At 72.2% G+C, this 13,146-nt stretch carries 12 protein-coding genes and 1 pseudogene; 8 read left to right on the forward strand and 5 right to left on the reverse strand.

The window, feature by feature from the left end:
* Window positions 1-73: 73 nt before the first annotated feature.
* A complete protein-coding gene (locus M8H82_RS29330) occupies window positions 74-994 on the reverse strand; it encodes a DMT family transporter (RefSeq protein ID WP_250078097.1) in 921 nt (306 codons plus the stop codon).
* Here M8H82_RS29330 and M8H82_RS29335 point away from each other — a divergent pair.
* Both M8H82_RS29335 and M8H82_RS29340 read left to right on the forward strand, forming a co-directional pair.
* The gene (locus M8H82_RS29335; RefSeq protein WP_250078098.1) at window positions 993-2,468 is read left to right on the forward strand and encodes a PLP-dependent aminotransferase family protein; all 1,476 of its coding nucleotides are present in this window, start codon (window positions 993-995) and stop codon (window positions 2,466-2,468) included. The two genes, M8H82_RS29330 and M8H82_RS29335, sit on opposite strands and share 2 nt — an antisense overlap.
* Window positions 2,469-2,558: 90 nt before the next feature.
* Window positions 2,559-3,152 (forward strand): histidine phosphatase family protein, encoded by a 594-nt coding sequence (locus M8H82_RS29340; protein ID WP_250078099.1) that lies wholly within the window; start codon window positions 2,559-2,561, stop codon window positions 3,150-3,152.
* Here the strand turns inward: M8H82_RS29340 and M8H82_RS29345 are convergent.
* Window positions 3,141-3,599 (reverse strand): DUF6314 family protein, encoded by a 459-nt coding sequence (locus tag M8H82_RS29345; protein ID WP_250078100.1) that lies wholly within the window; start codon window positions 3,597-3,599, stop codon window positions 3,141-3,143. The two genes, M8H82_RS29340 and M8H82_RS29345, sit on opposite strands and share 12 nt — an antisense overlap.
* A 159-nt stretch (window positions 3,600-3,758) precedes the next feature.
* On the opposite strand from M8H82_RS29345, the gene M8H82_RS29350 reads away from it, so the two are divergent.
* Window positions 3,759-6,242 carry an alpha-L-arabinofuranosidase C-terminal domain-containing protein gene (locus M8H82_RS29350; RefSeq protein WP_250078101.1) on the forward strand — a complete coding sequence of 828 codons (2,484 nt, stop codon included), beginning with the start codon at window positions 3,759-3,761 and terminating at the stop codon, window positions 6,240-6,242.
* 87 nt (window positions 6,243-6,329) lie between these two features.
* Here M8H82_RS29350 and M8H82_RS36665 read toward each other — a convergent pair.
* Window positions 6,330-6,591 (reverse strand): annotated as a pseudogene (locus M8H82_RS36665) (VOC family protein); the annotation flags it as partial.
* A gap of 74 nt (window positions 6,592-6,665) precedes the next feature.
* Between M8H82_RS36665 and argC the strand changes: the two are divergent.
* Genes argC through M8H82_RS29380 form a run of 5 tightly spaced genes read left to right on the forward strand, consistent with a single transcriptional unit; the run spans window position 6,666 to window position 11,499 of the window.
* On the forward strand, window positions 6,666-7,694 hold the full coding sequence (argC, locus tag M8H82_RS29360) for an N-acetyl-gamma-glutamyl-phosphate reductase (RefSeq protein WP_250078103.1): 1,029 nt from the start codon (window positions 6,666-6,668) through the stop codon (window positions 7,692-7,694).
* Window positions 7,691-8,842 (forward strand): bifunctional glutamate N-acetyltransferase/amino-acid acetyltransferase ArgJ, encoded by a 1,152-nt coding sequence (argJ, locus tag M8H82_RS29365; protein WP_250078104.1) that lies wholly within the window; start codon window positions 7,691-7,693, stop codon window positions 8,840-8,842. The genes argC and argJ overlap by 4 nt, the downstream gene beginning before the upstream one ends.
* Entirely contained in the window at window positions 8,839-9,753 is a 915-nt protein-coding gene (gene argB / locus M8H82_RS29370; RefSeq protein WP_250078105.1) for an acetylglutamate kinase, read from the forward strand. Before argJ ends, argB begins: the two co-directional genes overlap by 4 nt.
* A complete protein-coding gene (locus tag M8H82_RS29375; protein ID WP_250078106.1) occupies window positions 9,750-10,937 on the forward strand; it encodes an acetylornithine transaminase in 1,188 nt (395 codons plus the stop codon). Before argB ends, M8H82_RS29375 begins: the two co-directional genes overlap by 4 nt.
* A 19-nt stretch (window positions 10,938-10,956) precedes the next feature.
* Window positions 10,957-11,499 carry an arginine repressor gene (locus M8H82_RS29380; RefSeq protein WP_250078107.1) on the forward strand — a complete coding sequence of 181 codons (543 nt, stop codon included), beginning with the start codon at window positions 10,957-10,959 and terminating at the stop codon, window positions 11,497-11,499.
* 18 nt (window positions 11,500-11,517) lie between these two features.
* Here the strand turns inward: M8H82_RS29380 and M8H82_RS29385 are convergent, their stop codons facing one another.
* On the reverse strand, window positions 11,518-12,255 hold the full coding sequence (locus tag M8H82_RS29385) for an FAD:protein FMN transferase (protein ID WP_284049496.1): 738 nt from the start codon (window positions 12,253-12,255) through the stop codon (window positions 11,518-11,520).
* 55 nt (window positions 12,256-12,310) lie between these two features.
* A complete protein-coding gene (locus tag M8H82_RS29390) occupies window positions 12,311-13,123 on the reverse strand; it encodes an FMN-binding protein (protein ID WP_250078109.1) in 813 nt (270 codons plus the stop codon).
* Window positions 13,124-13,146: the final 23 nt, after the last annotated feature.

Consider the following 13,146-nt stretch of genomic DNA (forward strand, 5'->3'; position numbering starts at 1 on the left):
GTGCGGGAGCAGCGGTCCGTGGCCTCGAGTCTACGGCCGCGGGCGGCGGTGGGAGGTGGGTCGTACGGCCCGCTCAACCGCGTGCCCGCTGGGTGACGGCGATGCAGACGAGCACCGCCGCGGCCGTCAGCGGGGCGGCCACTGTCAGATGCTCGCCCAGCAGCAGCACCGACCACACCAGTGTGAGCAGGGGCTGGGCCAACTGCAACTGGCTGGCCTTCGGGATGCCGATGGCCGCCATGCCCCGGTACCAGACGACGAGGCCGAGGAACTGGGAGCCGGCCGCGACCCACAGCAGTCCGGTCACGCTGTGCGCGGTGAGCCGGACCGGCTCCTGGCTCAGGGCGAACACGGCTGCGGGCACGGACACCGGCAGGCAGCACACCAGCGCCCAGCCGATGACGTGCCAGCCCGGCATGACCCGGGCCAGCCGGCCACCCTCGGTGTAACCGGCCGCGCACACCAGCAGGGCCCCGAAGAGATACAGGTCGGCGGTGGTGAAGGCGCCGCCGCTCTGCTGCACGGTGAACGCGACCACCGCGGCGGCTCCGGCCAGCGCGGCCGTCCAGAAGGTGCGCGAGGGCCGGGTGCCCATGCGCAGGGCGGAGAGCAGCGCGGTGGTCAGCGGGAGCAGGCCGACGACGACCGCCGCGTGCGCGGTGGTGGACGTCCGGAGCGCGAGCGTGGTCAGGAGGGGGAAGCCGACGACCACTCCGGCCGCCACGACGGCGAGCCCCGCCCAGTGCCCGCGGTCCGGCAGCGGCACCCGCAGCGCCAGCAGACAGCCACCGGCGAGCACGGCGGCGAGGACACTGCGCACGGCCACCAGCGACCAGGGGCCGAAGCCCTCCAGGCCCCAGGCGGTCGCCGGGAACGTGAGGGAGAAGGCGGTCACGCCGAGCGCGGCCAGCAGGGTGCCGTACGCCGGTGAGGGGCCGCTCGGGATGTCGACCGCTATCCGGTTCGGTGCAGTAGCGCTACTCTGTGCTCTCATGCAAGAGCGTAGCAGCGTCGGTGACCTGGCGGATCAGTTGCGGCGAGAACTCGACCGCTACTCCCACGGTGGAAAGCTCCCGTCGAGCCGGGCCCTCGTCGAGCGATTCCGGGTGAGCCCGGTGACCGTCTCGCGGGCCCTGGCGCAGCTGGCGGCCGAGGGCCTGGTGGTGACCCGGCCCGGCGCCGGAGCCTTCCGGGCCCGGCCGCGGGCGGAGGCGGCGCCCGCCGGGGACACCTCCTGGCAGGAGGTGTCGCTGAGCGCGGACGGCGCCGCCGACCTCGTGCCGCGCTCGGTGGACGCCTCCGGGGTCCTCGTCTCGCTCGCCGCCCCGCCGCCCGGAGTGATCGAGTTCAACGGCGGCTATCTGCACCCCTCCCTCCAGCCGGAACGGGCCATGGCGGCGGCGCTGTCCCGGGCGGGGCGCCGGCCCGGGGCCTGGGGGCGGCCGCCCATGGAGGGGCTGCCGGAGCTGCGGGAGTGGTTCGCGCGGAGCATCGGCGGCGCGGTCACCGCGGCCGAGGTGCTGGTCACCTCCGGCGGCCAGTCGGCGCTCACCACGGCCCTGCGCGCGCTGGCGCCGCCCGGGGCGCCGGTCCTGGTGGAGTCGCCCACCTACCCGGGCATGCTGGCCATCGCCCGGGCCGCGGGCCTGCGCCCGGTGCCGGTCCCGGTGGACCCGGACGGGGTGCGCCCGGCCCTCCTCGCGGATGCGTTCCGGGCCACCGGCGCCCGCGTCTTCGTCTGCCAGCCGCTCTTCCAGAACCCGACCGGCGCCGTGCTCGCCCCGGACCGCCGCGCCGAGGTGCTGCGCATCGCGCGAGGGGCCGGCGCGTTCGTGATCGAGGACGACTTCGTACGACGACTGGTGCACGAGGACGCCGGGCCGTTGCCGCGTCCGCTGGCCGCCGACGACCCCGACGGAGTGGTGGTGCACGTGTGCTCGCTGACCAAGGCCACCTCGCCGAGCTTCCGGGTCAGCGCGCTGGCCGCCCGCGGTCCCGTGCTGGAGCGGCTGCGCGCCATCCAGGTCGTCGACACCTTCTTCGTGCCCCGGCCGCTGCAGGAGGCGGCCCTGGAACTCGTCGGCTCGCCCGCCTGGCCGCGCCATCTGCGCGCGATCTCCACGCAGCTGCGGCTGCGCCGGGACGCGATGACGGCCGCGCTGCTGAGCGACCTGCCCGAACTGGCCCTCGCGCACATCCCGTCCGGCGGCTACCACCTCTGGCCCCGCCTGCCCGACGGCACCGACGAGACCGCCCTGACCGCGGCCGCCCTGCGCGCGGGCGTCGCGATCACCCCCGGCCGCCCCTACTTCAGCGCCGAACCCCCGGCGGCCCATCTGCGCCTGAGCTTCGCAGCGGTCGCCGGGACGGGCGAGATCACGGAAGGGGTACGGCGGCTGCGGCGGGCCCTGGAGGAGGTCGGCCGGCCGTCGACGGGGGGTGCCGTTTACAGCGGGTTGTCCGGCTGATCCTGACCTGGCAGTAAGGTTTGGGGCACGCTGGGTAACTCAGAGACAACACCCCTTGACCTGCGCAGTTCCGCGAATCACCATCTCGGCATGTCACTTCGGGTCACGTTCGTCGCCGCCGCGCGCAGCTCCCCGCCGCTCGCCGAGCGCTTCGAGGACGACCGTCCACTGGACCAGGCCGGGTGGGACGAGGTGCAGCGCTTCGCCCACGATCTGGTGCCGCTGTCGGCGGCCGAGCTGCGCTACTGCTCGCCCACGCCGCGCAGCCGCGCCACCGGCGACGCGCTCGGGTACGCGCCCCTGGTGCAACTCGCCCTGCGCGACTGCGACATGGGCCGCTGGCGCGGGCTGACGCTCGGCGAGGCGATGGCCCGGGAACCGGCTGCGGTGGACTCCTGGCTCGCCGACCCGCGCGCCACTCCGCACGGCGGGGAGTCGCTGCTGGCCTTCATCGGCCGGGTCGGCGGCTGGCTCGACACCCGGCCGGTGGACGACGGCTGCCGGGTCGTCGCCGTGGCCGAACCGTCGGTGATCCGCGCTGCGCTGGTGTACGCCCTCAAGGCGCCGCCCGCGACCTACTGGAACCTCGACGTCCGTCCCCTGTCGACGACGACCGTCAGCGGCCGGGCGGGCCGCTGGAACCTCCGCTTCGACGGGGCGCCGATCCAGCCCTCATGGGCGTAGCGACCCGGGCTCGCGGGCGTAGTCCGTGGTCAGGACGAGATCCTTCGCGGGGCCGCGCACCCGCCACACCGTCCGCCAGTGGTCCGCGTCGAGAACGGTGAACTCGCCGCGGTAGAGGTCGGCCGAGCAGGGATGGTCCGCCACATGCCGCCCCGTGGACAGGTCGAGGTCGTGGAAGGGGCGGCCGTCGGCGAAGCGGACGTCGGCCGTGTCGGGCGCGCTCCCGGGCAGGAAGCGCAGGGTCCGCTCGGCGGGCCGGGGCACGCCCTGCCACACGAAAGTGCCGGACTCCTCGTGCAGCAGCCCGCCCGTCCCGAGCGGGCCGAAAACAGTCGTCCCGGTGAACTCGCCCCACGCCTCGCTCGCGTGATCCCGCACGGACCGCCGCACCCGCCATGAGCCCGTCAGATACGCCAGCGCATCCCGCACTGGCCAGAACTCGCCCATGGCCCTGCTGTCTCCGTCCCATGCGTTCCTGCGCGACCCATTGACGGGCCTGCGCCCCCTCCCTATCTTGCCGTTCGGCCATCTGATCAACGTCCGATATTCCGAACAAGGAACAACGCAGAGCGACCCGCAACACGACCATCGAGCCGCGGAGTATCCATGCCACGCACCAGCCCCCGCTGGAGACTCGGTCTCGGCGCCACCGCCTTCCTGGTGGCGGCCACCGGACTCGTCCCGGCACCCGCGCACGCCGAGGACGTCACCGACTACACGATCACCGTCGACCCGGCAGCCCGGGGCGCGACGATCGACGACACCATGTACGGCGTCTTCTTCGAGGACATCAACCGGGCCGCCGACGGCGGTCTGTACGCCGAGCTCGTCCAGAACCGGTCCTTCGAGTACTCCACCGCCGACAACGGCTCGTACACCCCGCTCACCTCCTGGGCGGTCTCCGGCACGGCCCAGGTCCGGGACGACACCGGCCGCCTGAACGAGCGCAACCGCAACTACCTGGCCCTCGGCGCCGGTTCGTCCGTCACCAACGCCGGCTACAACACCGGCATCCGCGTCGAGCAGGGCAAGCGGTACGACTTCTCGGTGTGGGTCCGCACCGACGCCGGCAGCACCCTCACGGTGGGTCTGAAGGACGCCGCCGGCACGCTCGCGCCCGCCCGCCAGGTGGCCGTCTCCGGCGGCTGGAAGAAGTACACCGCCACCTTCACCGCGGGCCGCACCAGCTCCCACGGCCGCCTCGCCGTCGCCTCCACCGGGGCCGCCGCGCTGGACATGGTGTCGCTCTTCCCGCGCGACACCTACAAGCGCCAGTCCAACGGGCTGCGCAAGGACCTCGCCGAGAAGATCGAGGCCCTGGACCCGTCGTTCGTCCGCTTCCCGGGCGGCTGCCTGGTCAACACCGGATCCATGCAGGACTACAGCGAGTCCTCCGGCTGGCAGCGCAAGCGCTCCTACCAGTGGAAGGACACCGTCGGCCCGGTCGAGCAGCGCGCCACCAACGCCAACTTCTGGGGTTACAACCAGAGTTACGGCCTCGGCTACTACGAGTACTTCCGCTTCTCCGAGGACATCGGCGCCATGCCGCTGCCCGTCGTCCCCGCCCTGGTGACCGGCTGCGGCCAGAACCGCGCCACCGACGACGAGGCACTGCTCCAGCGGCACATCCAGGACACCCTCGACCTCATCGAGTTCGCCAACGGCCCCGCCACCAGCACCTGGGGCAGGAAGCGCGCCGAGATGGGGCACCCCAGGCCCTTCGGCCTGACCCACCTCGCCGTCGGCAACGAGGAGAACCTCCCGGACGAGTTCTTCGCCCGCTTCCGGAAGTTCCGGACCGCGATCGAGGCGAAGTACCCGGACATCACGGTGATCTCCAACTCCGGCCCCGACGACACCGGCGCGGTCTTCGACCGGGCCTGGGAGCTCAACCGCGAGGGCGACGCCGACATGGTCGACGAGCACTACTACAACAGCCCGCAGTGGTTCCTGCAGAACAACGACCGCTACGACAGCTACGACCGGAACGGCCCCCAGGTCTTCCTCGGCGAGTACGCCTCCCAGGGCAACGCCCTCCAGAACGCCCTGGCCGAGGCCGCGTTCATGACCGGTCTGGAGCGCAACGCCGACATCGTCAAGCTCGCCTCGTACGCCCCGCTGCTCGCCAACGAGGACTACGTCCAGTGGCGGCCCGACCTGATCTGGTTCAACAACCACGCCTCCTGGAACTCCGCCAACTACGAGGTCCAGAAACTGTTCATGACCAACGTCGGCGACCGGGTCGTCCCCTCCACCGCGACCGGCACCCCGGACGTCAGCGGCCCGATCTCCGGCGCCGTGGGCCTGTCGACCTGGGCGACCAGTGCGGCGTACGACGACGTGAAGGTGACGGCGGCGGACGGAAGCCCGCTGCTGAGCGACGACTTCTCCGGTGACGCCTCGCAGTGGACGCACCACGGCACCGGGAGCTGGAGCGTCCAGGACGGGGCCTACCTGCAGAGCGACGAGGCCGCCGAGAACACCCTGGTCACCGCGGGCAACCCGGGCTGGCACGACTACGACCTGCACGTGAAGGCCAACAAGAAGTCCGGCAAGGAGGGCTTCCTCGTCGCCTTCGGGGTCAAGGACACCGGCAACCACTACTGGTGGAACCTGGGCGGCTGGAACAACACCCAGTCCGCCGTCGAACAGGCCTCGGACGGCGGTAAGTCGACGCTGATCTCCAAGGCCGGGTCGATCGAGACGGGCCGCGCCTACGACATCGACATCAAGGTGCGGGGCCGTCAGGTCACCCTCTACCTCGACGGACAGGAGTGGGGCAGCTTCACCGACGACAAGCCGGCCGAGCCGTTCCGGCAGGTCGTCACCGAGGACGCGGCGACCGGTGACCTGATCGTCAAGGTCGTCAACGCCCAGTCCGCCGAGGCCCGCACCACCGTCGACCTGGGCGGCGCGAAGGTCGCCTCCCGGGCCCGGGTCACGACCCTGGCGGGCGAGCCGGACGCGGTGAACACCGAGACGAACACCCCGGTCACCCCGGTCACGTCCACGGTGTCGGGGATCTCCTCGACGTTCGCGTACACCTTCCCGGCGAACTCGGTCACCTTCCTGCGTATCAAGCAGGGATAGCCCCGAAGGGCGGTCCGGGCCCCGCTCCGCGAGCGGGGCCCGGCCTCACTCGAACGGCCGAGCGGATCGGCGTCAGGGCGCACGTGGTCAGACGGGCTGGAGCCGGGTGTGCAGGAGGCAGAATTCGTTGCCTTCCGGGTCGGCCAGGACGTGCCAGTTCTCGGTGCCGGTCTGACCGATGTCGACGGGCCTGGCGCCGAGAGCGAGCAGCCGCTCCAGCTCGGCGTCCTGATCGCGGTCGGTGGCGCTGACGTCGATGTGCAGTCGGAGCTTCCCGGTCCGCGGTCGCTGCTGGGGCTGAGGACCAGGGTGGGCTACCGAAGCCGGTGTCGGGCGGCCCGATCTCGATGCCTCGTCGGCGAAAGGTGGATTGCATAAACGTGCAGCGAAACGTATAGTCATGCCATCGAGGAGGAGGATTCCATGGCGGTACGTGCGGCGGTGGCCGGGGCGAGCGGTTACGCGGGCGGGGAGCTCCTGCGTCTGCTCCTGGCGCATCCGCAGGTCGAGATCGGCGCCCTGACCGGCAACTCCAACGCGGGTCAGCGGCTCGGCGCACTCCAGCCGCACCTGCTGCCGCTGGCCGACCGCGTCCTGGAGCCCACCACCGCCGAGGTGCTCGCCGGACACGACGTCGTCTTCCTCGCGCTGCCGCACGGCCAGTCCGCCGCCGTCGCCGAGCAGCTCGGTCCGGACACGCTCGTGGTCGACATGGGGGCCGACTTCCGGCTCACCGACCCGGCCGACTGGGAGACGTTCTACGGCTCCCCGCACGCCGGCACCTGGCCGTACGGCCTGCCCGAGCTGCCGGGCGCCCGCGCCGCGCTGGAGGGGTCCAGGCGGGTCGCGGTGCCCGGTTGCTACCCCACCGCCGTCTCCCTCGCCCTCTTCCCGGCCTACGCCGCCGGACTCGCCGAGACCGAGGCCGTGATCGTCGCCGCGTCCGGCACCTCCGGCGCGGGCAAGGCGCCCAAGCCGCACCTGCTGGGCAGCGAGGTCATGGGCTCCATGACGCCGTACGGCGTCGGCGGCGGCCACCGGCACACACCCGAGATGAGCCAGAACCTGAGCGCGGCGGCGGGGGAGAAGGTCACCGTCTCCTTCACGCCGACCCTCGCGCCCATGTCCCGCGGCATCCTCGCCACGTGCAGCGCCGCCGCGAAGCCGGGCGTGAGCGCCGAGGCCGTCCGCGCCGCCTACGAGAAGGCCTTCGCCGACGAGCCCTTCGTCCATCTGCTCCCCGAGGGCCAGTGGCCCGCCACGGCGTCCGTTCACGGTTCCAACGCCGTTCAGGTGCAGGTCGCGTACGACGGGGCCGCCGGACGGATCATCGCGATCAGCGCCATCGACAACCTGACCAAGGGCACCGCCGGTGGTGCCGTCCAGAGCATGAACATCGCCCTGGGACTCGACGAGACCACGGGGCTGACCACGATCGGAGTTGCGCCGTGAGCGTGACGGCAGCCAAGGGATTCACGGCGGCGGGCATCGCCGCCGGGATCAAGGAGAACGGCAACCCTGACCTGGCCCTCGTGGTCAACGACGGTCCCCGCCGCGCCGCCGCGGGCGTCTTCACCGCCAACCGCGTCAAGGCCGCACCGGTGCTGTGGTCGGAGCAGGTCCTCAAGAGCGGCGAGGTCTCCGCCGTCGTCCTCAACTCCGGGGGCGCCAACGCCTGTACGGGACCCAAGGGCTTCCAGGACACCCACGCCACCGCCGAGAAGGCGGCCGAGGTGCTCGGCCGGGGCGCGATCGAGGTCGCCGTCTGCTCGACCGGCCTCATCGGGGTGCTGCTGCCCATGGACAAGCTGCTGCCGGGCATCGAGACCGCCGCGGCGCAGCTCTCCGAGCACGGCGGCGAGAAGGCCGCCATCGCCATCAAGACCACCGACACCGTCCACAAGACGTCCGTCGTGACCAAGGACGGCTGGACCGTGGGCGGCATGGCGAAGGGGGCCGGCATGCTCGCCCCCGGCCTCGCCACCATGCTCGTCGTCCTCACCACCGACGCCGACCTGGCCAGCGACGTACTGGACCGGGCGCTGCGCGCCGCCACCCGCACGACCTTCGACCGGGTCGACTCCGACGGCTGCATGTCGACCAACGACACCGTGCTGCTGCTCGCGTCGGGGGCGGCCGGAGTCGCCCCCGCCTACGAGGAGTTCGCCGAGGCCGTACGGCAGGTCTGCGACGACCTCGGGCAGCAGCTGATCCGGGACGCCGAGGGCGCCAGCAAGGACATCAAGGTCGAGGTGATCAACGCCGCGACCGAGGACGACGCCGTCGAGGTGGGCCGCTCCATCGCCCGCAACAACCTCCTCAAGTGCGCCATCCACGGCGAGGACCCCAACTGGGGCCGGGTGCTCTCCGCGATCGGCACCACCCGGGCCGCCTTCGAGCCGGACCGGCTGAACGTCGCCATCAACGGCGTGTGGGTCTGCAAGGACGGCGGCGTGGGCGAGGACCGCGACAAGGTCGACATGCGCTACCGCGAGGTGCACATCGTCGCCGACCTCGCCGCCGGTGCCGAGACCGCCACCATCTGGACCAACGACCTCACCGCCGACTACGTCCACGAGAACAGCGCGTACTCCTCATGAGCACCGGATCGACACGCAAGCACACCGCCCTGCCCAAGGCCCAGATCCTCATCGAGGCGCTGCCCTGGCTGGTCCGGCACAACGGCAAGACCGTCGTGATCAAGTTCGGCGGCAACGCCATGATCGACGAGGACCTGAAGGCCGCGTTCGCCCAGGACGTGGTGTTCCTGCACCACGCCGGGCTGAAGCCGGTCGTCGTGCACGGCGGCGGCCCGCAGATCAGCGCCGCCCTCGACAAGCACGGCATCGTCAGCGAGTTCAAGGCGGGCCTGCGCGTCACCACCGAGGACGCCATGGACGTCGTACGGATGGTGCTCGCCGGGCAGGTGCAGCGCGAGCTGGTCAACCTGCTCAACGAACACGGGCCGCTGGCCGTCGGGTTGACCGGCGAGGACGCGCACACCATCACCGCCACCAAGCACCGGCCCGAGATCGACGGCGAGTTGATCGACATCGGGCGGGTGGGTGAGATCACCGCCATCGACACGGGCGCGATCGAGGCACTGCTGGCCGACGGCCGGATCCCGGTGGTCTCCTCGATCGCCCGTAGCCAGGACGACGGACATGTCTACAACGTCAATGCTGATACGGCGGCTGCGGCACTCGCTGCGGCACTGGGCGCCGAAACCCTCATGGTCCTCACCGACGTCGAGGGCCTCTACGAGGACTGGCCGTACAGCGACGAGGTGATCAGCCGCCTCACCGCCGCCCAACTGGAAAAGCTGCTGCCGGAGTTGAGCTCCGGCATGGTGCCGAAGATGGAGGGCTGCCTGCACGCCGTCCGCAACGGCGTGCACACCGCCCGCGTCATCGACGGCCGGGTCCAGCACTCGATCCTGCTGGAGATCTTCACGGACTCGGGCATCGGCACGATGGTCGTGCCCGACGGACCCGATCAGGGGGAGTCATGACCAACCAGGAGCTGACCGCCCGCTGGCAGGGCGCGCTCATGAACAACTACGGCACCCCTCGGCTCGCCCTCGTGCGCGGCGAGGGCACCAGGCTGTGGGACGCGGACGGCAGGCAGTACCTCGACTTCGTCGGCGGGATCGCCACCAACGCCCTCGGCCACGCCCACCCGGCGGTCGTCGAGGCCGTGAGCCGGCAGATCGCCTCCCTCGGTCATGTCTCCAACCTGTTCATGGCCGAGCCGCCCGTCGCGCTCGCCGAGCGGCTGCTGCAGCTCTTCGGCCGGGACGGCAGGGTCTTCTTCTGCAACTCCGGCGCCGAGGCCAACGAGGCCGTGTTCAAGCTGGGCCGGCTCACCGGGCGGACCCATATGGTCGCCACCCACGGCGGCTTCCACGGCCGCACGATGGGCGCCCTCGCGCTCACCGGTCAGCCCGCCAAGCAGGACCCGTTCCTGCCGCTGCCCGGCGACGTCACCCACGTGCCCTACGGCGACGCGCAGGCGCTGGCCGCGGCGGTCACCGAGGACACCGCCTTCGTGATCATCGAGCCGGTCCAGGGCGAGAACGGCGTCGTCGTCCCGCCGCCCGGCTACCTCAAGGCCGCGCGGGCCATCACCGCCGCGACCGGCGCGCTGCTCGTCCTCGACGAGGTGCAGACCGGCATCGGGCGGACCGGGCACTGGTTCGAGTACCAGGCCCACGAGGGCGTGCTGCCCGACGTCGTCACCCTCGCCAAGCAGCTCGGCGGCGGGCTGCCGCTCGGTGCCACCGTCGCCTTCGGGCGGGCCGCCGAACTGCTGCGGCCCGGTCAGCACGGGACGACCTTCGGCGGCAACCCGGTCGCCTGCGCCGCCGGACTCGCCGTTCTCGACACGATCGAGAACGAGGGATTGCTGGAGAACGTCAAGCGGCAGAGCGAGAAGTTGCGGGACGGAATCGAGTCGGCCGGGCATCCGCTGGTCTCCCATGTCCGGGGTGCCGGGCTGCTGCTGGGTATCGTGCTCACCGAGCCGCTCGCACCGCGGGTGCAGCAGGCGGCTCAGGACGCCGGCCTCCTGGTCAACGCGCCCGCCCCCGACGTCGTACGGCTGATGCCGCCGCTGAATCTCGGCGACGACGAGGTGGACGCGTTCCTCCGGGCGCTGCCCGGCGTTCTGGACGAGGCCCAAGGGGTGGATGGATGAGCCGGAGAATGAGACGACGATGAGTCAGGCGCAGGATCACGAGCACGCGGGCGCCGGGCCTGCCGTACCGCAGACCCGGACCGCCCGCCACCGCCGGATCGTGGACATCCTCAACCGGCAGCCGGTGCGGTCGCAGAGTCAGCTGGCGAAACTGCTGGCGGACGACGGGCTGACGGTGACGCAGGCGACGCTGTCCCGGGACCTGGACGAGCTGAACGCGGTCAAGATCCGCAACAACGACGGTGACCTGATCTACGCGGTGCCCAGCGAGGGGGGATTCCGCACCCCCCGGGCTCCGCTGGGGGAGTCGGCGAAGGAAGAGCGGATGCGGCGGCTGTCGCAGGAGCTGCTGATCTCGGCGGAGGCCTCGGCGAACCTCGTGGTCCTGCGGACCCCTCCGGGGGCGGCGCAGTTCCTGGCGTCGGCGATCGACCAGGCGGAACTGCACGACATCCTGGGCACGATCGCCGGTGACGACACATTGCTGCTGATCAGCCGGGAGCCGACGGGGGGTCAGGCGCTGGCGGAGCATCTGCTGCGGTTGGCTCAGAACGGGCACTGAGAGGGGCGGTGCCTGCGCTCAGCCGAGTCGCGCGGCCAGACCGCCCGTGCACCGCACCTCGTCGCCCGCCGTGATCAGCAGGGCCTCCACGCCGGGCAGCGCCTCCAGCCAGCGCAGGGCGTCCCGGGAACCCATGGCGAACGCGGCGGTGGCCCAGCAGTCGGCCCAGGTCACCGTGGGGGCCACCACCGTCACCGCCACCAGGTCCGTCACCGCCGAGCGGCCGGTGCGGGGGTCCACGATGTGCGCGCCCCGCTCCGCCGTCCCGGAGGTCGCCACCGCCAGTTCCGCAGCGCCCGCCGCCGAGATCACCGCCGCCAGGCCGCCCGGGCGCAGGGGGTCGGACACCCCCACCCGCCACGGCCGCTCCGGACCGGGCACCCCCAGCAGCTGCACATCCCCGCCGCCGTTGACGCTCACCCCGCTCGCCCCGGCCTCCGCCAGCCGCCGGGCCGCCCGTTCGACCGCCCACCCCTTCACGATCCCGGTGGGATCGAGCCGGCCCTCGTACGACGTGCTGAACCAGCCGTCGCTGAGCCGGGCCGCCTCCTCGCCCAGCGCGAGGACCGCGGACACCTCGGGTGAGCACTCCGCGAGCGTCAGCTCCCCGCGGCCCAGCCGGGAGATCTCGCTGTCCTCCCGGTAGGTGCTGAACACCTCGTCGACCCGGTGCAGCCCGGCCACCGCCTCCGCGAGCGCCGCACGCACCGCCTCCGGGTCCCCGCCACGGACGTCGAAGGAGAAGACGGTCCCCATGACCTCCTCCGCGTGACGCACCGCGAGGGGGGCCTGCGCCGGATCGGTCACCGACTCAGCCACCGGCCTGGTCCAGCGCCGACTGCAGCGACTGCTTGTAGCCGTTGCTGGTGTACGTGGCCCCGGACACCGCGTCGATGTCGGCGCTCCCGGCCGCCACGGCCGCGGCGTTCAGCTTCGGCACGGCATTGCCGTTGATCCGCGTACTCTGCCCGCCGCTCGGCGACTGCACGGCCTCCGCCGCCGTGATCTTCCCGCCGCTCACGGTGATCCGCACCTGCACGGGCCCGTACTCCGTCGTCACCGTCTCCCCGGTGACCGTACGCTCGGCGGCCTCGGCGGACCCCCCGCCCTCGGGAGCGCCTCCGGCCTCGGCGGAACCGCCGGTCCCGGAGTCACCGGCATCGGCGCCACCCGCCGCCTTCTCCATCTTGTCCAGCGCCGACTGCAGCGACTGCTTGTACCCGCTGCTGGTATACGTGGCCCCGGACACCGCGTCGATGTCCGCGCTCTGGGTCGCGAGCGCCGCCCGGTTCAGCCGGGGCACCGCGGTCTCGGTGACCTGGGTACTGCGGCCACCGCTGGGCGCCTGCACGGCCTCCACGTCGGTGACCTTGCCGCCGCTGACGGTCAGCCGTACCTGCACGGGCCCGTACTGCGTCCGCACCGCGTCCCCGGTGACGGTGCCCGCCCGGTCCGCGCTGCCGCCCTGCGCGGCCTCCTGGGCCGCCGCGGTCTGCTGCGGGGCCGCGCTGCCCGCCGCCGACGCCGGGTCGGACGCCGGCTTCAGCGACAGCAGCAGCACGATCCCGGACACGGTGGCGGCGCCCGCGAGCACGGCACGCCGGATGGGGTGAGTCTTCCTCATCGCTCCTACAGCTCCTGAAGTCC

This window comes from Streptomyces sp. YS415, from assembly GCF_023544665.1.
Lineage (GTDB): Bacteria > Actinomycetota > Actinomycetes > Streptomycetales > Streptomycetaceae > Streptomyces.